Below are 21741 nucleotides of genomic sequence, written 5' to 3'. Positions count from 1 at the left end.
GGCTTTTGGTGTCACAAGAAAACATTAATTTATAAAAAAAGCGGCCCTTGAATATTTTCGAAACAATACCGTTAATTTATACCAAATCCTTCATTGAAATATTCGATAAATTTTCTTCAGCCTTTAAAAGCAATTCATCAATATTCTCTGCGATAAAAATAAAGTCTTTTTGATCTACTAATATTTCAATCCATTTTGGTCTTGAAACTGAAAAGCCATCATCATACATAGCAAGATTTATAAAATTCCAAATACTTGAATTCACATCATTTGCTTCAAAATTTGGCTGAATGATAATAGCTTTCATTATATCATTTTCTATCCAATCAATTCTTCGTTCTTCAAATGTTCTTAATACCTCCGGATAATCCGGTCGATCTTTAGTCAATCTTCCATTAAGCTTACTTGCTAAATCAATCAGCTTTGAATCTATGCTTTTAAATCTATTCATTTTTTACTCAGTTTTATGAACCATAAAATTTCTATTAAAAAAAATTAATTAATAAGAAAAGGCGGTTCTTGAAGAACTCTATAACTCATAAAAACACATCCAAAAGGAGGTTTTTCCGTATTCTTAATAATCACCCAACCTAATATTCCTTTATTTATAAGCTGATACAATTCATATTCGATATATTCTGGACTATAATTTAATTTTTGATACTCCGGATGCGTTCTAACAAACTCCGAAAATTTCCATTGCGAAAACGTAATTTCATTTATCGAAATATCATAGTCATAAATAACATCGTCTTTATTGGCCGTACAGCCACTTCCGTGAAAGCAATATTCAATTCCTTCGATAGTTCCTTTTCTTTCAAAAAAAGTGCTCGAAAACGAACATGGATTTATATCCTGTTTATATTTCTTTTTTAATAAAGTTTCAAATGTTCTTATAAAACTGATATACTCCGCTACTATTTTTTCGATCATAATTGTCCCAAAATTAAATTGAAAATACGTGATTCGCAACCCTCTCCGCGAGCACAAGGAAGAGCAATTATGTTTTTAAGTCTTTTATTAAATCACTTGGGTCTACTTTTAAAGATTGAGCAATTTTAAACAAAGTGCTTATCTTCATTTCCTGAGAACCTTTGATGTATTTCCTCAAATTCTCTACATCCATTTCAGCATCATGAGCAACTTCCCTTTGTTTCAACTGCTGCTCTTCTATGATATCTTTTATCCTGATTCCTAATTGTTTGACAACTTCCGGAACTTCACTTTTTCTTGTCCTTTTCATGGGAATGAATTTACAAGTAACAGATTGTTTTTGTATGATTGTAAACAATCGGTTGTATACAACTGTATATTTTGTATATTTGTATTCAGCTAATTAAACACAACTCAATAACGGAAGTCGCAATCATGCATACTCCCTCAAAATTTCAGATTATGAGTACAACCAATCTTTCACAAGAAACTGAAACCAGGCTAACCAATTTTTTCAACAACACTATTGACCCAAAAGAAATGGCGAAAGCCATAAGACAAGTCAATTACATCCTTGCCTTAGGTGTTCTAAGAGAACATGAAACACTTAAAAATGAAGCAAACAATCTCGAAAACAGCTTTTATTGGCTCAATGAATTAGCCGAAGTTTTAAATCCTTATTTGGATGAGGAATAAATTATTGATTATAACATTTTAGAATGAACAGAAAACCTCGATTTTAGAAGATCGAGGTTTATTTTGTTTTTTTGACAGATGCAAAAAATATTAGAATGAATATAACCTTTAAAGACTTCACTAAAATTCAATCAAAGGTATACTAACCTAAAAATACTTTAAATTGAGAGTCTAAGAAATCTCTAAATACTATCTGTTTCAATTATTACAGGAATCATTTGTTTAATGCTAACTTCAACAGGTGTATATAATTCAACATTTGTAATAGGAGTTTCTAGAGTTACAATAATTGAATACCTAGCATTTGCTTCTGTTTTATTTAAATGTGTTCTTTGTCTCCACCATCCTATAATTGGGTACACCGCAAGTAAATTACATGCAGCTAATTGAGCTGCCGTACCCGTCCATGAGTCCGAATGTATCGATCCCGACTTTCTACCTTGCATCCCTATTTTCCACCTACCACTATCACTATCAAATTCAATTCCTTCTTCTTCATCACGTACTGCTTTATTAATTCTACTTTTAAAAGCCTGAACTTCTTCTGTTTCTGAATTAACATCAAAACATAATCCATGTGAGCGATATCTATATTTATCTTTCCAGCCTATCTCTCCAACACCAGGTTCAATAAAATAGGAAAGTGTAATTTTTAATGTTACTTCAATGTCAGGATTCGTTAATAGTTCTTCTTTTGGCCATGGCAACTCAAAAAAATGCATTTCATTAGTCTTAGGAGATCCACCTGCCACTCTTTTAAAAGGCTTAATCGTATTTTGAGATATAAATGTTAGAGCATTATTATAACTAAAAAGTCCTTTGTCTATATTTGGAACTCCATATCCAAATATTCGTAACATATCCTTGATGTCACTTTTATTATTTGGGCTTTTATTAAATTGTCTAAACATTTCTTCTTTCCATTCTGCCGAATGCACAATTAATCCTCTAATCGTTTCGGGCCAAGCATCCTAATATACTGACATTATTTTAGCCGCCATCCATGAAGCTTTTGCTGTAGCTGCACTTGTCGCGTTTATTGTATCGAACTGTCTTACAACAGGGTTTTTAGAAGTTGATAATGCTCCAAAATCTTCATATCTATCTACAAAATCTCCACTTTCATTTCTTAATATATTGCCACCTTCAAACACAACATCTGGTTTTATTGGCCATTTCTTTTCCCACAAAGATGATGTTGAACTAAAAGGAGATAATTGCCCTTTTGAAGCTACTGGCACATAATCATGATAACTACTATCCTTAATATCGATTTTTTCGGTGTAAGCGCCTACAACTAAACTATTCCAAGATTGGGCAGGATTTTGTACAGAACATGTCAAATTACTCTCAGGATAAGCATCCCAATCAAAAGAATTAACAACATTACCAGCACTAATTATAATAAGTTTTTCTGCACTTTCTGAAAAAGCAATATTATCTATTGCTCCGGACCATGATGAAGGCCTTCCTTTGTCTATATCTAAAACAGAAGTAATGGCCATGCAATAAACAATCCTTTCATTTGGTAGATTAATTTCTGTCCTGTTAATTGCTTGAGAAGTTATATCTCCCCAAAGTTCCATCGGGGTAGCTTCTTGCGACGGCGGTGGTATTATTTTAACTGAACACAATTTATGTGATAAAATAATAACTTCGCTAGACTCTAGCATCTCTTCAATATTATTATATGCTGCAATTCCACTCATCAATGTTCCATGTCCACTTCCTGACTCGTGATCATTTGTAAGCCAAGAAGGACGAACAGTTAAACAATGAATATCTTCTAAAACTGGAGCCAATAATGAATGTCCGTTATTGACACCGCTATCTAGAATACAAACTCGAACATTAATATCATCCTCAATTTGTAATCTTCCAAGCAAATCTTCAACCCATTCTTGTTGATCTCTATTAGATTGTCCTGTCCAAAAACCTGCTGTCTCCTGTGCAATTCTAATTTCTGCCAAATAATCAGTCTGTGCAACTATTTCAGACAATTGTTTTCTATTAACTTTAACTATTAATACAGCTCTTTCTGGAAAATTCAAATAATTTGTTTTGTGCTCAATCCTATTTTCTGACAACAAAATCAAAAAATCATCAATAATACCTTTTGCATCCACGTTATTATGCCTCAACCATATTTCACACCAAGAAGAAATTTCATCTGGTAAAAATTGAATTGGATCTGTCCAAAGAGATTCAACAAAAGCAATTTTAACATCATTAATACTATTTATTAAATTTTGGTTTTTTGGTTTCCCGTATATGGTGAGGTTTTCCGTGTCAGCATAATCAGAAACTTTTTTCAAAAAAAAACTTTCCTTTCCAGAAGGCACATATACTGTACAAAGAATTTCTTCATTTTCTTTTTCTCCTATTTGTCTGATATTAAGCAAACGAACACCTTGTCTTATATCTTCTAAACTTTTAGTTATTAGATCAAACCCAATGCTGCTTTTAAACTCAAGATAGGTTCCTTGTTTACTTCTTAGGAAAATCGCTTCTCTTTCATTTCTAGCATTTTGAATATTTTTCCAAATTTCTTCAAATGCCTCAGTTAATTTCTGACTATGACTTGCGACATCTCTATCGGGTATATTTACTTGAGGACCTCTTGTCGAATTAGAAGTATATGGTATGGACTCTTTTATGTTAGGAAGGAATAAATGTAAATATTGAGCCATACTATACTAGGGTATTAATGAATTTTATTATAAAAATTTGAACGATCAGTTAACGCAGAAACCAGTGTGCTTTCATTAACTTTAAGATTATTTGATAATATTGTTTCTTTTATTGCATCAAAGCAGGCTTTTGAAATTTCCGCATGGCTTAAATCTTTACAATGCGTAAGAATATTTTTCAAATTAATTCTTCCCTTAAAATTAGCTAATCTATTATCAATAAGTGATTTTATTTCACCCTCATTTGGTTTATTATAATGTAAAACATCATCAAAACGACGAAACAATGCTTGATCAAGTAATTTAAAATTATTCGTTGCTGCTATAATAATACTTTCCGAGTCATCCATTTCTATAAACTTTAAAAATGAATTAACTACTCTTCTCATTTCACCTACTTCGTTATCTTTTCCTCTTTCCCCTCCAATTGCATCAAATTCATCAAATAAATAAACACCTTTATTTTCTTTAATATAATTAAATACTAAACGTAATTTCGCACTTGTTTCTCCCATAAATTTTGTCACAATTTTATCCATCAAAATTACATACAATGGAATATTAAGTTCTTTAGAGATAATTGAGGCTGTCATTGTCTTTCCAGTCCCCGGGGGGCCACTTAATAGAATTTTTCTTCTATTTTCTAGTCCATATTTTAATAATTTTGAGCTATTGCGATATTCAATTAATACTTTTTCTATTCGATTTTTTAAAAGGTCAGCTACAATTAATTCTGATAATTTATTATCCGCATGAACTTCAAGAATTAACTCTTCTAATTCTCTATTTAAAGGTTTCAATTGACGAATCATGGGTTTAGAACTATCAATTAAGCTTCTGATATCATTAGCCAAAGAGATATGTCCCAATTTTGCTTCGTGCGCTGCAATTTGAAGAGAAAGCGTTATAAAACGGTTATCACCTTCTTCAAAATGAGATTTAATTAAAGTCTTTAATTGCTGGGCTGTTGCCATTATTTGAATGATTTAGTAACTTAAAAAATATTCATCAAAAATATGCTTTTCTTTTCGATAAAATAAAATATCTTCAAATTCTATTTCTAAATATATCTTAATTATTAAATAATACTTCTTTTTTATTCTAATCTAATTCAGTCTTCAAATAAAAGAATTGTCGTTTCAATTTCAATAATATATTACACCTTAAACATTCTCCAAAATTATTTTTTTAATTTTTAAATGATATTAATATACCCAGTGTACCAAATGAAAATCTTCTAATACACAACGGGATAATTGTTTAATTATATATACTATATAACTTCAAACAAAGATATCATGAAAACACTTTCTAATCACATTCAAGAAAGTTTTACTACTGTAAAAGAAAATCAGGAAACAATTGTAGAAAATAAAATAGACAACACAGAAGAAGTTGTTAATGAAGATGAATCTGTAGAAAAAGAAAAACCGTCTGAGTAAGGACGGTTTTTCTTTTTACGATTTGTTGAATGATACTATTGAAGCTTTCCAGATTTTTTCTCTAATAATGATTTCATGCTATTAGTAAACAATTTTGACGCCTCTTTACTTTGGATAATTTGATTAATCAGGAAGGTTAAAATATCCTTTACATGTGTTGCATTCTCTAAACAAGCTTCATCAGTATTTGCATGCAATCCTTCACTTAATTCACTATGTAAAATCCCAAGCGGATTAACTCCATTAGGTTTTAAGATTTCAGGTAATAAATCTTTAATCAAATCTATTTTTTCTTGAGTAACCCTTGTTTTCTTAGTGGCTTCTAAAGCATTTTTATATTCCTCTAAGCTATTTTTGTCAATCAAATCTGTAATCGAATCTAATAACTCATCAATTATTTCTTCAGTTATTCTTCGATAATAAGAAAAAGCACCAATTCCATAACCTTGTGATTCACAAACAAGGCCTTTTCGAAATGTTTTTGCATGCTTCCCTAGAGTTATTTCTAGGTTTTTATCCATTTTAATTTCCCATTCAGGATATTGACCCGTTTTGTATATGTAATCTAATTGAGGGCTAATATATAAGATGAAATCCCTTTTAAAAATTTGACAAGATTGACATTGGTATTGCAATCTTAAATTAACATTTGAAATTGAATAATGTTCATGATTAAAACTATTTAAGAAAGCAGTATTATCAATAATGCTAAAAGTTTGAATTGATTTACAATCATTGCATTCCATATTAATAGGAGGCTTTGATAGTTCATACAATGTTTCTGGAATATCTACACTTAATTTTCTAAAAAGAGAATAGTTCTCTAAAAAATCTTTATCAGGCATTATTTATCTTATATGTTAGAATTGTTTACGATTAGTGCTTAAAACAAATTTAAAGATTTTTTAATAACAATCTAAAAACATTTTTAACAATAAAAAACCGTCTTAAATAAGACGGTTTTTATTTTTATGAAATATAATCTAAATCCCCAATACCCCTTTCGAAGCTCCTAAGTTATCTGTGAATTGTCGCCTCAAACTGGTCAGCCGATCAAACGGTGTGAAAGAGTAATTTCCAGCATATTGTTCTCCAAGTTTAAAAATTTGATCATTGAGCTTTTGTGCTTGCGTAGTTGCATTTTTCCAAGCATTGATATTAGCAGTTGACATTTTGTTTCTCTGAATTCGATAAAGCCCTAAGTATTTATCAAGAGTTTTTGAGTGGGGAACTGTTTGCTGAACTAATGATTTTAATTTAATCTGGTAATTGTCTAGTAATGTTATGTAAGATGGGTTCTTTTTCAATTCGCTATAAGTCCAATTATCTAATTTTATTTCACAAGTTTTCGATTTGATGTAATAGTAGTTCTCATAATATGTTTCATTGGTTTGATAAACTTTAAATCCTTGTTTCTCAACTATTTTTATAAGTTCTTTTGTTTTAGCAAATTCAGAAATAAACTTTAGACTTTCGTCTTTTATTGCGTACAATTTACTAGAAGAATCATTTTTGTAAATGTTATAAATTGTTTCACTTAAACTACCGTCATTGTTGTATTCTAGCGAACTATCCACTAACTCGCTTTCGATATATTTCCCTCTACGGTCATCTCTTCTTGCATAACGATATGTAATTGGAGTTGATGAATATGAACCCATGATTTCATCATCATTTAGGAGTTCATTACTCATAAATAATAAAGGTCTTTTGGTTTCGATAATTGTGTCATAAATTATCCGTTGTAACTTTATATCTTTCTCTTTCATGAGTTTACAGATGTCCTCTGTGATTGATAAAGAAGTGTTTTCTTGACCGACTGTCCGTGTTGTAAATAAGAATGTGGAAATGGAAATAATGGCGTACGCGAAATGCATGCAGTACTTTTGATAGTGCTTTTTCATTGTGTGGTAATTTGGATTTATAAATGTTTAGTGCAAAAAATAAGCGTGGACATTTACACCACACTAAATCCAGGGTTACCACACCCTTAAACAAGCAATGATGCAAAGCCACGCCATGACGGCGTACCTCACATACATTATTGGCTTGTTAAATCTAGAAGCTATTGAGCCTCAGGGTGGTAATTTGGATTTAGCAATAACGTAATTAAGCACGAATATTTTTACAATACAAAAATAATTAAAAAGGATAACGTGGGGAAATGAAAGAGAACAATGTTTTGACTGTTTGTCAACAGATTGTTGTTTTATTATACATAATTCAAAAATCTAATATTATGTTCAAACTTCGACTTTATAAATTTTTAGGTATCTTTATTCCTTACTTTAAAAGGAAACTGATGAGTGAACAAATTTTAAATCATATAGAGATTCATATTAAGAATCAAATCAGCGATTACAAGGAAAGAAGATTATTCAAATTTCGTAACCCTAAAAAAGAATATGACAAAGATAACAATGCACATATTGTAACAATAAATATTGAATATCATGATGTTGTATTTTGTATTGGCTTAAAATACCAATCTAATGAAATTGAATTTTTAAGTGATGTAAGTCTAAATCATAAAAATTTTAATGATTTTGAAGAAATATATAAATTTCTAAAGCATTTTCATGAAATTGATACAGACTATTTAAAAAGAAAATTTGAATTTCATAAAAAGAAATAAATTTTAATCTTCTTCACCTTCCTCATTCCTTGAAGTTCCTCGCATTATTCCGCCTCCCTTTGCAGGATTGGTTCTCATCAAATCAGATAAATCTTCTTCAACAGGTTTCTCTTTCGAAATATCCTTGATTGACTTTTGGTTTAATGATTCCTGTATGTGTTGTGTTAGTGTTCTCATAGAGTAAATTTTTAATATTATATATAACTAACACAAGCAAATTTAAAACTATTTTAATTGGAACAATAAGGAGCATAAAAAAGTCCCAATCATTGATTGGGACTTTTTTATCTGTCTTAAAAGTTAAATCTTTTTAGTAGCAATATTGTTTTTGTAAATTATTACTTGAAGTAAAATTGCTTTCCACTCGATTATTAATCATATTCAAATAAAGCTTTTTAATGTTTTTACTATAACCAAAAAATAGTTTTGAGATTATATATAAAACAATAAAAATCGGTAATAAATATACTAACAACATTAATGAATTATATATTAAGGATTTAAAAGCTATAGTTAAACATTTTTCATGTATTTCTTTTAATCTTTCGTTGTAAATTTGTGCCTCAATCTCTTTTATTTTTGATTTAATTACTTTTTCATTTTCAAATGTCTTTTTTCTTCTAAAAAGCGTTATCAGATTATAATCGGACAAATTATCTGAAACAGCTGAAATTATATGCGTAGTAAAATTAAATTCTATAGGAGGTACACTTTTTTTGTCTTCTATAACCATAGAAATGACTTCATCATTTAATTTATGAAGTTTAAAATTCAAGGATTGTTTTAATGTAGGTAATACAACAAACTGATACATTAAATGTATTATGGACATAATTATACAAATTACGAACCCATAGATAATAAAAGTATTCATAATATTTAATGTTTTTAATTGATTGCTTTTTCGAAAAGTAGCTTTTGATACTTATCCTTTTCATCGGAGAGACGTAAAATCTCTTTATTATTTCTTTTTCCTATGTACTTTACATGAAATAACCAAGCCGCGCATGTAATAATCCAAAGAATCCATCCTAATATATATAAATTATCAAAACCAGTATACACATCTTTTGCAAAAATAAGGAGCTGTTCACTTGGCAAACGATAAATGAAAACAGTAATAATAAGTGCTACTACCGCTATTAGAAACAATCCATTTGCCATTGACGCAATAAGCACATCTCTAACAGGGTATGTTAAATCGCCTACCCAAGTATTTTTTTTACTCTCTTCTTCAATTGGTTTTACTGAAGGTAGAGATTCCTTTTTCTGTTTCTTTGCCGGTTTATTTCCCTTTATCACTACAACGAAATCTTATATTAATTATTGTATTATACAATCATCGTCAAATATATAAAAAATATTGAATATTGCAAATTTGAAAAAATATTCTTTCAATTTCAAATTACAAAATTCTACCAGTTGATTCATTTTTAGTTTAACTTGGACAAAGTTTATGCAATCAACTCTTTATATCTTAATCTTTCATCACAGTTAACCAAAGTAAAATTAAACTGTTCTCCCAAGGGCATTTTGCTAATGTTATAGCGGTAAGCAAATTCATCACAATAACGATGTAAATGCTTTTTACTTGTAAAATGATATATCCCAATGATACCTCGTTTTAAAATCCCCCAAAATCCTTCAATTCCATTCGTATGGTAAGCTCCTACCTTATACAATCCTAAGTTATGCTGGATAACTTTATGGTCATAATACTTACCTAATCCACGATACCCTTTCCATCCATCACTTACAATAGTAGAACCTTCTTTAACTTTATCATTGATGATGGATTTGAGAGTTGCGCCTGTAGTATCCCCCACAACTTTAGTATATACAATTCCATTGCTAAGCATTCCAAATACGATTGTTTTTGTTTTAGGACTTCTACCCTGCGTATTAGGAATCTTTTTACCTTTACTACGATTTTTATTTTTCCCTCCTACAAAAGTTTCATCAACTTGGGTAATACCGTCAAATTCGAAATCATCTCTCATTTTAACTGAATTTCGAATTCTGCTTAACATAAACCAAGCAGTTTTTTGAGTAACTTCTATTTCTCTCATGAGTTGATAGCTACTAATACCTTTCTTACTTGTTAAAAATTTAAAAATAGCTATGAACCATTTATCTAAGGGAATTGTTGATTTTTCAAATATAGTTCCAACAGTTACAGTAAATGGCAAGCGACAATCTTTACATTTGTAACGAAATTTCTCTTCTGTTCTTCCTTTAATTTTATAATGATTTTCACGTTGACTTCCGCAATGAGGACAAATTGGTTCTCCGTTCCATCGCAATTTTTCTAGGTGTTCACGACATGCTTTAAAATTGTTTAAAGTCTTTCCCATACTATGTACAGATTTAAAAATCTGTGCGGTATTAAGTTCAATATCAGAATGTTTACTCATCTTTGTTTTATTAAAAATAATACTTTTTGGTGTTATTGGTAAGGTTTTTCTTATCTTTTTTAGACGAGTTGTTAACAATTTCACTGGGTCAGGGAACCTAACAAAGATTGGTTTAGGAAGTACTATTCCATATTGAACTAGAATTTTGTTTAAAAGATCTTCACAGGTTTCTTGTAATGCAGTTGGTTCTAAATCTGGGTAGATTTCTTCATAGTCAACATGTGAGAAATCGTATGCATCGTAGCAAGAAGTGAAGTCATATTTAATGGAAGCCATAATTTTAGATTTAAAAATTCTGGCTAATTCAACAATGTTTAAAAATGAAATGAATATGGTTTGAAAAGTTTGAAGGTGATGATGTGCTAAAACGATCAATCCGAACTGATATAAATAACAAAAGCCACGTGATCAAACACGTGGCTTTCGAAGAGGGTTGTTATATTGTAATAAAAATCACATAAATCAATATATCATGCTAAAATTAAAACTATATTTGTTTCTAGGTAAATACATTAAATATTTTAGAGCAATGGCTGAAAATTATTTGATAAAACGAATTAAGAATGAGATTTTGTTACATCTTAAAGAATACGGAAGCAATGATTTTGAAGTTATTGAACAGACATATTTAAAAGAAGGAAACAAACACATAATAAAAACTGACATTAAATACCCTAAAAAATCTATTCTTCCATATTCATTTTCATATTCATTTTCATTAATATTAGAATATAATTTAGACAAAGACGATATTGATAAAGATATCGAATTCAATGATACAACTAAAAAAGGTAGAATACTAATTGACTATTTTAATCATTTTGATAACATGAATGATATTAATAAAAGTTTGATATTACAGTATTTCCAGAGTCTAAAGAATAATAAGTAAAAATGATTTTTAATTTGGTACACTGGGTATATTATTATCTTTTAAATATTATACGGAAAACCTTTTTTAGAAAAATAAATTCGCATTCTTCAAAAATATCAATTACCTCTTCTAAACAACCAAGTATAAATACCCGTTTACTCAAAAAAAAAAGCTACATAATTCCAACAACAATTAGAACCACACAGCAATACAAAAAACCGCATAAAAACGCAATTTAATCTATACAACCCTCACCCCGGCCTCCACGAAGCTTTTAATCTTAGCACTCTTCGGCTTCAGTTCGGTAACAATAGCATCCACTTTATCGAGACCACAAACCTGATGTGGCATTTTACCGTTAATTTTATCAGAAGTCGCGAGCACAATTACTTTATCAGAAGCTTTAATCATTTCTTTTTTGATGATCGAAACTTCGTAACCCATTTCGGTAAGTCCCTGATTGACATCTAAACTACTCACTCCCAAGAAACAAACATCGGCTTTGATTTTAGACAGTACCTGTACCACATCGATGCCCACCGTTACCATGGCTTTTTTCTGTAGTTTTCCGCCAATAAAAATCAGTTCGATATTAGGATGCTGCGACAATTGCATCGCAATGGGCAGGCTGTACGTATATATGGTAGCCGAAAAATCAATTGGAATGAGTTTACAAAAAGACAAATTAGTAGTTCCTCCGGTCATGATAATCACCTGACCTTCATCAAGAAACGATAAGGCTTTCTGTCCTACTATTCTCTTTTTGTCTTCATTGATTATATGGATATCAAAAACGTTATTGGATTTCTCTTTTACCGGAAAAGCAGCTCCATATACCTTATTGATCAGCCCTTTGTTGTGCATTTCGTTAAAATCTCTGCGTATGGTATCCTCAGAGATACTGAGCTCTGTGGCAAGATCGATCGTGTTTATCTTTTCGACACTCTTGAATTTATCCATGATAAACTGATGTCTCTCTTTCTTCAGCATTTTAACTTTTTTAAACAAATATAAAAATATATTGCATGATCATGCATGATTATTAGACAATTATTTCAAAAACACCTTTTACAGTACTTTCAGTATTTACAAAATCACAATTTAATGCGTTTTTATGCGTTTTTTAATATTTAAATTAAATATGTTGCAAAAAATTGCATTTATAAAAATTAATTCTCTACATTTAAAATCTCTAACCAAACAAATATTTTAAAAATGAAAAAACTATTCTTTTTATTTGGAATTATTTTGTTTGCGCAGCCCATTTTTGCGCAGTCAAAAACCGTAACCGGTACGATTATTAGTACTACCGACGGACTTTCTCTACCAGGAGTATCCGTTTTGATCGAAGGTACTTCTAAAAGCACTACAACTGATCTGGACGGAAAATTCAGCATCACTGCAAACGAAAACGAAACGCTCGTTTTTAGTTTTGTAGGATTTGCTTCGAAGAAAATCAAGATCACAGCAAACATGACTACAATCAACCTTAAAATGACCGAAGAAACGAACGCTCTTTCTGAAGTTGTTGTACTGGGTTCCACCGTACGCGCTACCCGTAAAGAACTCGGGAATGCCGTAACCAGTTTAAAAGGAGAAGATTTAGTTAAAGCACAACCCGGAGGTCTTTCTACGGCGCTGCAGGGAAAAATTGCGGGTGCTCAGGTTTCTCAAAACTCGGGTGATCCAGCCGGAGGTTTCAGCATCAAGCTTAGAGGAACTTCTTCGATATTAGGTTCTTCAGATCCTTTATATGTTATTGACGGGGTGGTTTTAAACAACGCCACTACCAACGTAACCAACCTAAACGTGACTACCGGAAACTCTAACATGCAAATTGGTCAGAACCGATCTGCGGACATTAACCCTAACGATATTCAAAGCGTTGAAGTATTAAACGGAGGTGCTGCAGCCGCCATTTACGGATCAAGAGCAGCCAACGGTGTGGTTTTAATTACGACTAAAAAAGGTGTTGCAGGAGAAACCAGATATACCTTTTCAACCAGCGTAACTTCTAACCAAATTCGCAAAAAACTGGATATGAACATGTCCGACAAGCAGTTTGTAAGTACTTCACCAGCCCTGTTCCCAATTCAGGGGAATCCTGCAAGTCCAACTACAGTAACGGTTTTAGGCAGAAACCTTGAAACCAGAACGACTAACGTACAGCGACACGACTATCAGGATGATATTTTTACTACGGGTGTCGGAACTGATACGTATTTCTCCCTACAGGGTGGAGACGAGAAAACCAAATATTTTGCTTCTCTTGGTTATCTGGTAAACGAAGGAATCATAAAAAATACCGATTTTAAAAGAGCGGGGGCTAAAGTGAGATTGAAACATGACTTCAACTCAAAACTATCCGCTACGGTGGGATTAAATTACATCAACTCGAGTTCAAATGAAAAACCGGACGGAAACGTCTTCTGGAGTCCGATTAATGCCATCAACATTACCAATAATACCTACGACATCAATCAAAGAGATGTAAACGGTAATCTGCTGGCAGTTGATCCAAACAGGGTGAATCCGCTTTCGATCATTGAAACTTTCAAAATCAAACAAAATACAGACCGTATTATCTCTGATTTACAATTGAACTATACGCCGTTTAAAAATTTCAATGCCGATTTGATTTTTGGTATCGACAACTACAATCAGAGAGGAAATGTCTTCATCCCGAGATATCCGTATGTTGTGAATCCGGCTTACTACAATGACGGGTATGTTTCTGAGGCTACTAACAGAGTGGTACAATTCAATAACGATTTGAACTTAAGATACCTTTGGAATATTAATGACAAATGGAAAGCTACTACTTATGGAGGTTACAACGTACAGACGTATCGCGATAATTTTGCAGCAGTTGAAGGACGTAACTTAAAACCTTTTATCGAAACCATCAATGCTTTTAATACTTTGATTCCGGGTTCGCCAAGTTCCAGCCAATCCAAATATAATTTATGGGGATATTATCTTCAGGAAACTGTTGGTTACAAAGACAAATTATACCTGACAGTTGCCGGAAGACAGGATGCTTCGACTATTTTTTCGAGTGCTAACCGTTCTCAGTTTTATCCAAAAGCAAGTGTGAGTTATGTATTTTCGGATGAACCCTTCATGCAAAACATTCACGATGCTGTAAGCTCCGTACGTTTTAGAGCTTCATGGGGAAAATCAGGAAGTTTAACCGCAATTAAACCTTATGCCCGTTTTACCAATTATTCTACGGGAACACTTTTAGGAAACAGTGCTTTTACGATCGAAGGATTCAAGCAAGGAAATCTGGATTTAAGACCGGAACAAAGTGTTACGTATGAAATTGGAGGTGATTTTGGCTTCATCAAAGACCGTCTGAATTTATCTTTCAGCTATTACAATGCCGATATTGATGACTTGTTATTGCCGGTTCAGCTGGCGGCTTCTGAAGGCGCAACGAATACGATTAAAAACATCGGACAAATGAACAACAAAGGGTTCGAAATCAATTTGAAATACGATCTGATCAAAAAAGAAAACCTGCATCTTGATGTTTTTGTAAACTACAGCAGTAACCGAAACAAAGTGACAGGATTACCACAAACTCGTTTCAAACTGGACAGCAACTTAGCAGGGGCTCCTGTTTTTGTGGAGATGGACAAACCTATCGGAATTTTCTACGGAACTTATTTTGCCCGAAATTCCGATGGAAGCTTATTGCTCACACCTTCCGGATATCCGCAAACCGAAAAAGGAGATGTCAATACCGGAGCACCGCAAAGAGATGCTTCAGGACAGCCAACCGGAACTATTTTGAACAAACAAATTGGAAATCCAAACCCGGATTATATCATCGCTTTCGGAGCCAATCTGAATTACAAGAAATTTGGTCTTTCGGTATTGTTTGACGGCGTTCAGGGCGTAGATGTTTTTGATGCCGATTACAGAACCCGACAAGGTGTGGGATCAGGAAAAATTGTAACTCAGGAACTTAACGGCGAATTACCACGTGGGTACATCTGGTCGGTTTATAATGTGGAAGAATTTAGAGTGGTAGACGGAAGTTACCTGAAATTAAGAGAAGTTTCACTGAATTATTCTTTCGGAAAATTAAACAAATTCTTTGACGATCTGACGGTTACAGCCAGCGGAAGAAACCTGATCTCCTGGGACAATTTTACCAGTTTCGATCCGGAAACCAACTCAGGCGGACAGTCTTCTGTAGCGAGATACAATTTTGGAACCGTGCCAATTCCAAGTTCTTATTCCTTGGCGGTAAAAGTTCAATTCTAACCAAATCAAAACATCATGAAAAAAATATTCATCCCTATAGTAGCCCTTACAATGCTTTTAACAAGCTGTAACGAAGATTATTTAGACCCTACCAAGCCCTCTCAGGAATTAGTTTTTGGAACCCGAGAGGGAGTTATTGGTGCTGCCAACGGACTACAGCTTCTTTGGAGCGTTGACCGAACAAGCCCAGTGTACAACACCATTACCGGAAACGGATTTACCACAAAAGAACTGCGATTGCTAAACGCCGGAAATGTCGACGAAGGTGAACTTTCTGTGGGTGGCGGCGTACTTTCGACCAAAAATCAGGTCGTAAACAATCTGTGGTCACAATGCTTGGTGATTAAATCTGAATCGCAAAAAGTAATTGATAATGTCAACGTATTAACTTCAGATACCGAAAAAGCCAGTATTCTGGTTCATGCCTCTATTTTTAAGGCAATGGCGCTTACCACTCTGGTACAGTATTTTCAAAGTGTACCGTTAAAAACAGCTAAAAATGCCACTTTTGATTCGAGGGCAGATGTATTAACAGAAGCCATCAAAATTTTAAAAGTAGCAGAACCACTGCTAGACAAAGCGACCGGAGCAACGGGATTGGTTACTAGCATTAATTACAAAAATACCGTTTATGCCTTATTAGCCAGAACATATCTGATGGCCGGAGATTACGACAACGCTATTACCTATGCCGGTATGGTTGACCTGTCTGTAAAATCGGTTTTTGCTTTTGATCCGATTAGCGCCAACCCTATTGCTTATATCTCAATCACCACCAATAATGTTTTTCAGCCTGTTGATCTAACTTTGGGATTGCCAGCTGCTTTAGCTCCTTCAAACTCTGACGGAAGGCTGAATTTTTACATCAAACCGGGTTCAAACCCAACTGTTGCCACAGGATTCTTTGATTCGAATACCAAATCGATTCCACTGTATTTACCGGGTGAAATGATCCTGATTAAAGCCGAGAGTTATGCCCGAAAAGACAATTTACCACAGGCACTTATCGAACTCAACAAAGTTTTAACCAAAACATCCGGAGCAGATACTTATGGCATTGGTGCTAATCTTCCTCCATATGCAGGAGCCGTAACCAAACCGGCTATCTTAACTGAAATTTACCGCAACCGCTGTATCGAAATGTACATGTCGAGCCTAAAACTGGAAGACAGCAGAAGATTTGACCGTCCGGCAGCAGGAACATCCGGTGCCGAAAGAAATCGTAACTGGTATCCTTATCCGGATTCTGAAAGAAACAACAATACGAATACCCCTGCTGATCCGGCTATTTAAAAATTGTCGGTCTTCGGCTCCGCTCAGACTGACAATTTTGGCTCCGCTCAGACTGACAATTTTGGCTCCACTCAGACTGAGCGAAGTCGAGGCATTGTCAGTCTGAGCGAAGTCGAGGCATTGTTAGTCTGAGCGAAATCGAGGCATTGTCAGTTTGAGCGAAGCCGAAGACTGGTCAATAGGAACGTGGGCTTCGACTCCGCTCAGCCTGACATTCATAATCAATCTTATTTTTTGATTTCCAAACAACAAACAACAAACAACAAACCATAAACCATAAACAACAAACAACAAACAACTTAACGATTAAACAGTTAAACGATTAAACAATACTACAGCTATGTATTATGAAAAATAAAAACCCCGAAACCGAACAAGAGTCCCTTTATAAAAATCTGGATCAGATGAGCACCAAAGAATTGCTGATCAACATGAATACAGAAGATCAAAAGGTACCTCATATTGTTGAAAAACAAATTCCGAAAATTGAAAAGCTGGTCAAAGCCATCGTGAAAAAAATGCAGTTGGGCGGACGCTTATTTTATATTGGTGCCGGAACTTCAGGGCGTATTGGAATTTTAGATGCTTCTGAGTGCCCTCCTACTTTTGGAGTACCCCATGATATGATTATCGGAATTATTGCCGGAGGTGATACCGCCATTCGAAAAGCTGTAGAAAATGCCGAAGACGATACCGAGCAAGCCTGGAAAGATTTATCGAAACATCAGATCTCGAGTCTGGATTTTGTTATCGGAATAGCCGCTTCCGGAAACACTCCGTATGTATTGGGCGGACTCCAAAAAGCCAAAGAAAACAATATTAAAACAGGCAGCATTTCCTGTATCAGTAAAGGACTAATTGCCGAAGTTGCCGATTATCCGATCGAAGTCGTGGTTGGACCCGAATTCCTGACCGGAAGTACCCGCATGAAAGCAGGAACAGCACAAAAACTGACTTTAAATATGATTTCAACTTCGGTGATGATTAAACTGGGAAGAATCAAAGGCAACAAAATGGTCGACATGCAATTGTCTAACGAAAAATTAGTCAAAAGAGCAATTAAAATGATCGTGGAAGAACTCCAAATTGAACACGATCAGGCTGCCGAACTGTTAGAGAAACACAAAAGCGTCAGAGCCGTGTTACAGGCAAACAACGCTAAGAAATAAACTCTTTACTACTATGGTGAATAAATTTCCCGCAAAGTTTATGTCATTTCGACCAAAGGGAGAAATCGCACTAGTAATTCGACAAAGATTGGCGACTTTCTATACGGAGTTTTGTATGTGATTTCTCCTACGTCGAAATGACAATATTGTGTTTAACAGACCTTTTATGGAGCTCATGAACAAGTTAAAAAAATAATCTCATCACTAATCCAAAACCAAAATGTCTTCAAGCACCATCTTAATCTTCATCATCGTATATTTTGGCATACTATTACTGATTTCTCAAATCATCAGCAAAAAAGGACAGGACAACGATTCGTTTTTCAAGGCCAATAAAAACTCCAAATGGTATTTAGTCGCTTTTGGAATGATTGGCACTTCGCTGTCCGGACTAACGTTTATCTCCGTTCCGGGTGAGGTAGGATCGCCAAACGGAGAGCAGTTCAAATACTTTCAGTTTATATTGGGACAGGCCGTAGGGCTTATTGTAATTGCAAAAGTATTGCTCCCTTTGTATTACAGAATGAACCTTACCTCGATATACAGCTATATCGAAAAAAGAATGGGAACGAACAGTTACAAAACGGCCGCCTCTATTTTTCTGGTTAGCCGTACCATAGGTTCTGCCTTGCGCTTTTATTTGGTTGTGCTCGTACTGCAGCGTTATGTTTTTGACTACTATCACATTCCGTTTCCGCTCACCGTATTTTTAGGTCTGACCTTTGTTTTTTTATATACTTACCGAAGCGGCTTAAAAGCTATTATTATCACAGACACTTTACAGACTTTCTTTTTGGTGTCCTCTGTTTTTATTACCATTTATTTTGTATTAAACAGTTTAGACTTAACCGTATTCGAATCGGTTTCAGCAATTCGAAACAGTAATTATTCTAAAACTTTTTTCTTTGATGATTTCCTGACTAATAAATATCATTTTGCGAAGCAATTTTTAGGAGGGCTATTGATCATGATTGCAATGGTGGGACTGGATCAGGATTTAATGCAAAAAAACATCAGTTGCAAAAACATTAAAGAAGCGCAAAAAAACATGTATACTTTTACCGTTATTTTTGTCACAATCAGTCTTCTTTTTTTAAGTTTGGGAGCTTTACTGTATATGTATGCTGCAAAAAACAACATTTCCGTACCGCTGGATTTGGTAACCAACAAACCCAGAACGGATCTTCTTTTTCCGGAGATTGCACTGAATCATTTGGCTACTGTTCCCGCTCTGGTATTTTTGTTAGGAATCATTGCAGCCACTTTTGCGACAACCGACTCAGCTTTAACGGCTCTGACCACTTCTTTTTGTGTTGATTTTCTGGGGATGGACAAAAGCGAAAACATTTCAAATCCAAAAAATGTAAAACGAAGACATGTAGTGCACCTCGCCTTTTCGTTCCTGTTCTTTTTGGTTATTATAGTCCTTAATTCTTTTAATGACAGTTCTGTGGTGGCTTTAGTTTTCAAGGCCGCTTCCTATACTTATGGACCGCTTTTAGGTTTGTATGCTTTTGGATTACTTCAGAAAAACAGAATTGTAACCGATAAATTGGTACCTTGGTTTTGTATCGTAGCTCCCATTTTAACTTATGTACTAAGCGAAAATTCGAAGGCCCTTTTCGGTTATGTCTTTGACAATGAATTGATCCTTATAAATGCACTAATTACCTATACAGGCCTTTATTTTACCAGTAAAAAAACCGACAAAAAAATATACTTTTAAGCCGATTACTGCCAAAATACTCTAATTTTAACCCCTTGGATGTAATGAAAAAAAAAAATTTAGCACACTGGACCGCAACTGTAATTAAAATCTGCCTGATCTGCTAAATCTGCGAGCTATTTTTTTCACGCAGATTTGGCAGATTAAGCGGATAAAATGAGAGTAAAAAAGATTTACGCAGATTTATTTTTATCAAAAAAATGAATCTAAGTTTTTTTTCAGATAGCTTATGCGTATTGATGCAAGTGAAACGCCTTCTGTACAAAAAGTAATACTATGTGTCTATGTGTTAAAACAAATTACACTCAACGAGTTAATTTTATCTATTTTATAATTCAAATCGTCTTTATAAAATTCAATTTTCATGAATAAAAATATAAACGCACTGTACCAAATTGCTCAAAAAGAAACCCGCAGCATTATTGGGTTAATGTCCGGTACTTCCCTTGACGGGCTCGATATTGCCTTATGCGAAATTTCAGGTTCAGGGCAAAATAGCGCTGTCAAAATAACTAAATTTGAAACTATCGATTATTCGGAAGACATTAAATTTGAAATCCGTAAAGTTTTTGCGAAGAAAGAAATTGATTTTCAACATTTGGTGATGCTCAACGAATGGATTGGAATTTTGCATGCCGAAATGATAAACGATTTTCTGAAAAAACGAAATATTTCCGCCAGCCAAATCGATTTGATTGCCTCACACGGACAGACGGTTTTACACGCTCCTAAGTTTTTGCACCAACAGGAGAAATTTCCAAACGCCACTTTACAAATTGGCGATGGCGATCATATTGCCGTAAAAACAGGTATCATTACCCTTTCTGATTTCAGACAAAAACACATTGCAGCAGGTGGTGAAGGCGCTCCGTTAGCCGTTTATGGTGATTATTTTTTATTTGGAAAAAAGGGCGAAAATCGCATCATGCTCAATATGGGTGGTATTGCTAATTTTACCTTCTTACCTGCTTCATTAAATCCCGAAGAAACTTTCGTAACCGATACCGGAACCGGAAATACCCTGATCGATCTTTTTACGAAACAGTATTACCCTGAAAAAAGTTACGACAAAGATGCCGAAATAGCCCGAAAAGGAACTGTAAATCAGTTATTGCTCGATCATTTAAAAGACGATGCTTTTTTCCGTCAGGAATTTCCAAAAACAATAGGTCCGGAGCTTTTTAGTGCCGAATACGTAAAAGCAGCTTTGGTCAGAAGTTCCTCTGAAACCATTTCTGCTCCCGATTTACTGGCTACATTAACCCGTTTTAGCGCTGAAACAATCGCCGAAGCCATTCATTATGCCGTAAACAACTCTGCTGATAGACTCGAAGATTTCAAAATTTACCTGTCCGGCGGAGGTACGCACAATCCTTTACTGGTGCAATGGCTTAAAGAATTGTTGCCTTGCGATTTTCACAAAACAGATGAACTGGGTATTTCTGGCGATGCCAAAGAAGCCGTTTTGTTTGCTGTTTTGGCTAATGAAACTATAGCTGGGGAAGATTTTAATTTTGGCTCACACAAAGGAATTCCATCTGTAACCATGGGGAAAATCTCGTTACCTGATTAAAGATATACTTCCTGAAAGTTT

22 protein-coding genes are annotated in these 21741 nt (G+C 33.9%); 9 read left to right on the top strand and 13 right to left on the bottom strand.

Translation table 11 applies throughout. The annotated features are described in order from the left end of the window. Positions 1 to 76: 76 nt before the first annotated feature. The 3 genes from LNQ34_RS14430 to LNQ34_RS14420 all read right to left on the bottom strand — a co-directional run bounded on the left by LNQ34_RS14430 (position 77) and on the right by LNQ34_RS14420 (position 1243). Positions 77 to 451 carry a hypothetical protein gene (locus LNQ34_RS14430; protein WP_230000244.1) on the bottom strand — a complete coding sequence of 125 codons (375 nt, stop codon included), beginning with the start codon at positions 449 to 451 and terminating at the stop codon, positions 77 to 79. Between the two features lie 44 nt (positions 452 to 495). Next, on the bottom strand, positions 496 to 933 hold the full coding sequence (locus tag LNQ34_RS14425) for a DUF6896 domain-containing protein (protein ID WP_230000243.1): 438 nt from the start codon (positions 931 to 933) through the stop codon (positions 496 to 498). Between the two features lie 67 nt (positions 934 to 1000). Further along, positions 1001 to 1243, bottom strand: a complete 243-nt coding sequence (locus tag LNQ34_RS14420; RefSeq protein WP_230000242.1) for a helix-turn-helix domain-containing protein — start codon at positions 1241 to 1243, stop codon at positions 1001 to 1003. Positions 1244 to 1395: 152 nt separating this feature from the next. Here LNQ34_RS14420 and LNQ34_RS14415 point away from each other — a divergent pair, with 152 nt between their 5' ends. Continuing rightward, positions 1396 to 1629, top strand: a complete 234-nt coding sequence (locus LNQ34_RS14415; protein WP_230000241.1) for a hypothetical protein — start codon at positions 1396 to 1398, stop codon at positions 1627 to 1629. 182 nt (positions 1630 to 1811) lie between these two features. Here the strand turns inward: LNQ34_RS14415 and LNQ34_RS14410 are convergent, their stop codons facing one another. From LNQ34_RS14410 to LNQ34_RS14400, 3 genes are read right to left on the bottom strand one after another with little or no spacing between them, the layout of a single operon-like run. Continuing rightward, entirely contained in the window at positions 1812 to 2567 is a 756-nt protein-coding gene (locus tag LNQ34_RS14410; protein ID WP_230000240.1) for a hypothetical protein, read from the bottom strand. 33 nt (positions 2568 to 2600) lie between these two features. Further along, a complete protein-coding gene (locus tag LNQ34_RS14405; RefSeq protein ID WP_230000239.1) occupies positions 2601 to 4319 on the bottom strand; it encodes a S8 family peptidase in 1719 nt (572 codons plus the stop codon). Positions 4320 to 4333: 14 nt separating this feature from the next. Next, on the bottom strand, positions 4334 to 5293 hold the full coding sequence (locus LNQ34_RS14400; RefSeq protein WP_230000238.1) for an AAA family ATPase: 960 nt from the start codon (positions 5291 to 5293) through the stop codon (positions 4334 to 4336). Positions 5294 to 5617: 324 nt separating this feature from the next. On the opposite strand from LNQ34_RS14400, the gene LNQ34_RS14395 reads away from it, so the two are divergent. Then, positions 5618 to 5761 carry a hypothetical protein gene (locus LNQ34_RS14395; protein ID WP_230000237.1) on the top strand — a complete coding sequence of 48 codons (144 nt, stop codon included), beginning with the start codon at positions 5618 to 5620 and terminating at the stop codon, positions 5759 to 5761. Positions 5762 to 5796: 35 nt separating this feature from the next. On the opposite strand, the gene LNQ34_RS14390 is transcribed toward LNQ34_RS14395, so the two are convergent. Together LNQ34_RS14390 and LNQ34_RS14385 are read right to left on the bottom strand one after the other, a co-directional pair. Further along, positions 5797 to 6606 carry a hypothetical protein gene (locus LNQ34_RS14390; RefSeq protein ID WP_230000236.1) on the bottom strand — a complete coding sequence of 270 codons (810 nt, stop codon included), beginning with the start codon at positions 6604 to 6606 and terminating at the stop codon, positions 5797 to 5799. A 138-nt stretch (positions 6607 to 6744) separates the two neighbouring features. Beyond that, a complete protein-coding gene (locus LNQ34_RS14385; RefSeq protein ID WP_230000235.1) occupies positions 6745 to 7530 on the bottom strand; it encodes a hypothetical protein in 786 nt (261 codons plus the stop codon). Positions 7531 to 8063: 533 nt separating this feature from the next. Between LNQ34_RS14385 and LNQ34_RS14380 the strand changes: the two genes are divergently transcribed. Continuing rightward, positions 8064 to 8396 (top strand): hypothetical protein, encoded by a 333-nt coding sequence (locus LNQ34_RS14380; protein ID WP_230000234.1) that lies wholly within the window; start codon positions 8064 to 8066, stop codon positions 8394 to 8396. Positions 8397 to 8399: 3 nt separating this feature from the next. On the opposite strand, the gene LNQ34_RS14375 is transcribed toward LNQ34_RS14380, so the two are convergent. The 4 genes from LNQ34_RS14375 to LNQ34_RS14360 form a co-directional block, all read right to left on the bottom strand. Then, a complete protein-coding gene (locus tag LNQ34_RS14375) occupies positions 8400 to 8573 on the bottom strand; it encodes a hypothetical protein (RefSeq protein ID WP_230000233.1) in 174 nt (57 codons plus the stop codon). A 133-nt stretch (positions 8574 to 8706) separates the two neighbouring features. Then, positions 8707 to 9228 carry a hypothetical protein gene (locus LNQ34_RS14370; RefSeq protein WP_230000232.1) on the bottom strand — a complete coding sequence of 174 codons (522 nt, stop codon included), beginning with the start codon at positions 9226 to 9228 and terminating at the stop codon, positions 8707 to 8709. 56 nt (positions 9229 to 9284) lie between these two features. Next, positions 9285 to 9698 carry a hypothetical protein gene (locus tag LNQ34_RS14365; RefSeq protein ID WP_230000231.1) on the bottom strand — a complete coding sequence of 138 codons (414 nt, stop codon included), beginning with the start codon at positions 9696 to 9698 and terminating at the stop codon, positions 9285 to 9287. Between the two features lie 152 nt (positions 9699 to 9850). Further along, positions 9851 to 11086: an IS1595 family transposase gene (locus LNQ34_RS14360; protein ID WP_230000230.1), complete on the bottom strand. Its 1236-nt coding sequence runs from the start codon at positions 11084 to 11086 to the stop codon at positions 9851 to 9853. A gap of 196 nt (positions 11087 to 11282) precedes the next feature. Here LNQ34_RS14360 and LNQ34_RS14355 point away from each other — a divergent pair, with 196 nt between their 5' ends. Further along, positions 11283 to 11702, top strand: coding sequence for a hypothetical protein (locus tag LNQ34_RS14355; RefSeq protein WP_230000229.1), 420 nt, complete (start codon positions 11283 to 11285; stop codon positions 11700 to 11702). 222 nt (positions 11703 to 11924) lie between these two features. Here LNQ34_RS14355 and LNQ34_RS14350 read toward each other — a convergent pair whose 3' ends face one another. Then, positions 11925 to 12674 (bottom strand): DeoR/GlpR family DNA-binding transcription regulator, encoded by a 750-nt coding sequence (locus tag LNQ34_RS14350; RefSeq protein ID WP_230000228.1) that lies wholly within the window; start codon positions 12672 to 12674, stop codon positions 11925 to 11927. Positions 12675 to 12899: 225 nt separating this feature from the next. Here LNQ34_RS14350 and LNQ34_RS14345 point away from each other — a divergent pair, with 225 nt between their 5' ends. The 5 genes from LNQ34_RS14345 to LNQ34_RS14325 all read left to right on the top strand — a co-directional run bounded on the left by LNQ34_RS14345 (position 12900) and on the right by LNQ34_RS14325 (position 21720). After that, positions 12900 to 15959, top strand: a complete 3060-nt coding sequence (locus LNQ34_RS14345; RefSeq protein ID WP_230000227.1) for a SusC/RagA family TonB-linked outer membrane protein — start codon at positions 12900 to 12902, stop codon at positions 15957 to 15959. A gap of 15 nt (positions 15960 to 15974) precedes the next feature. Beyond that, positions 15975 to 17252 (top strand): RagB/SusD family nutrient uptake outer membrane protein, encoded by a 1278-nt coding sequence (locus LNQ34_RS14340; protein WP_230000226.1) that lies wholly within the window; start codon positions 15975 to 15977, stop codon positions 17250 to 17252. A gap of 347 nt (positions 17253 to 17599) precedes the next feature. After that, positions 17600 to 18421, top strand: a complete 822-nt coding sequence (murQ, locus tag LNQ34_RS14335) for an N-acetylmuramic acid 6-phosphate etherase (protein WP_070907082.1) — start codon at positions 17600 to 17602, stop codon at positions 18419 to 18421. Positions 18422 to 18641: 220 nt separating this feature from the next. Further along, positions 18642 to 20147: a sodium:solute symporter gene (locus tag LNQ34_RS14330; protein ID WP_230000225.1), complete on the top strand. Its 1506-nt coding sequence runs from the start codon at positions 18642 to 18644 to the stop codon at positions 20145 to 20147. 364 nt (positions 20148 to 20511) lie between these two features. Further along, positions 20512 to 21720 (top strand): anhydro-N-acetylmuramic acid kinase, encoded by a 1209-nt coding sequence (locus LNQ34_RS14325; RefSeq protein WP_230000224.1) that lies wholly within the window; start codon positions 20512 to 20514, stop codon positions 21718 to 21720. Positions 21721 to 21741 lie beyond the last annotated feature (21 nt).

This window comes from Flavobacterium lipolyticum, assembly GCF_020905335.1.
Lineage (GTDB): Bacteria > Bacteroidota > Bacteroidia > Flavobacteriales > Flavobacteriaceae > Flavobacterium > Flavobacterium lipolyticum.
The sequence above is the reverse complement of the archived record's forward strand: the minus strand, read 5'-3'. Positions and strand labels throughout refer to the sequence as shown.

Excerpts from the sequence above, each read along its gene's own strand:
- LNQ34_RS14395 (WP_230000237.1), top strand. The coding sequence starts at position 5,618 with ATGAAAACACTTTCTAATCACATTCAAGAAAGTTTTACTACTGTAAAA.
- LNQ34_RS14330 (WP_230000225.1), top strand. The coding sequence starts at position 18,642 with ATGTCTTCAAGCACCATCTTAATCTTCATCATCGTATATTTTGGCATA.
- LNQ34_RS14325 (WP_230000224.1), top strand. The coding sequence starts at position 20,512 with ATGAATAAAAATATAAACGCACTGTACCAAATTGCTCAAAAAGAAACC.
- LNQ34_RS14430 (WP_230000244.1), bottom strand. The coding sequence starts at position 451 with ATGAATAGATTTAAAAGCATAGATTCAAAGCTGATTGATTTAGCAAGT.
- LNQ34_RS14340 (WP_230000226.1), top strand. The coding sequence starts at position 15,975 with ATGAAAAAAATATTCATCCCTATAGTAGCCCTTACAATGCTTTTAACA.
- LNQ34_RS14390 (WP_230000236.1), bottom strand. The coding sequence starts at position 6,606 with ATGCCTGATAAAGATTTTTTAGAGAACTATTCTCTTTTTAGAAAATTA.
- LNQ34_RS14400 (WP_230000238.1), bottom strand. The coding sequence starts at position 5,293 with ATGGCAACAGCCCAGCAATTAAAGACTTTAATTAAATCTCATTTTGAA.
- LNQ34_RS14425 (WP_230000243.1), bottom strand. The coding sequence starts at position 933 with ATGATCGAAAAAATAGTAGCGGAGTATATCAGTTTTATAAGAACATTT.
- LNQ34_RS14370 (WP_230000232.1), bottom strand. The coding sequence starts at position 9,228 with ATGTCCATAATACATTTAATGTATCAGTTTGTTGTATTACCTACATTA.
- LNQ34_RS14385 (WP_230000235.1), bottom strand. The coding sequence starts at position 7,530 with ATGAAAGAGAAAGATATAAAGTTACAACGGATAATTTATGACACAATT.
- LNQ34_RS14375 (WP_230000233.1), bottom strand. The coding sequence starts at position 8,573 with ATGAGAACACTAACACAACACATACAGGAATCATTAAACCAAAAGTCA.
- LNQ34_RS14415 (WP_230000241.1), top strand. The coding sequence starts at position 1,396 with ATGAGTACAACCAATCTTTCACAAGAAACTGAAACCAGGCTAACCAAT.
- LNQ34_RS14360 (WP_230000230.1), bottom strand. The coding sequence starts at position 11,086 with ATGGCTTCCATTAAATATGACTTCACTTCTTGCTACGATGCATACGAT.
- LNQ34_RS14380 (WP_230000234.1), top strand. The coding sequence starts at position 8,064 with ATGAGTGAACAAATTTTAAATCATATAGAGATTCATATTAAGAATCAA.
- murQ (WP_070907082.1), top strand. The coding sequence starts at position 17,600 with ATGAAAAATAAAAACCCCGAAACCGAACAAGAGTCCCTTTATAAAAAT.
- LNQ34_RS14345 (WP_230000227.1), top strand. The coding sequence starts at position 12,900 with ATGAAAAAACTATTCTTTTTATTTGGAATTATTTTGTTTGCGCAGCCC.
- LNQ34_RS14355 (WP_230000229.1), top strand. The coding sequence starts at position 11,283 with ATGCTAAAATTAAAACTATATTTGTTTCTAGGTAAATACATTAAATAT.
- LNQ34_RS14420 (WP_230000242.1), bottom strand. The coding sequence starts at position 1,243 with ATGAAAAGGACAAGAAAAAGTGAAGTTCCGGAAGTTGTCAAACAATTA.
- LNQ34_RS14350 (WP_230000228.1), bottom strand. The coding sequence starts at position 12,674 with ATGCTGAAGAAAGAGAGACATCAGTTTATCATGGATAAATTCAAGAGT.
- LNQ34_RS14405 (WP_230000239.1), bottom strand. The coding sequence starts at position 4,319 with ATGGCTCAATATTTACATTTATTCCTTCCTAACATAAAAGAGTCCATA.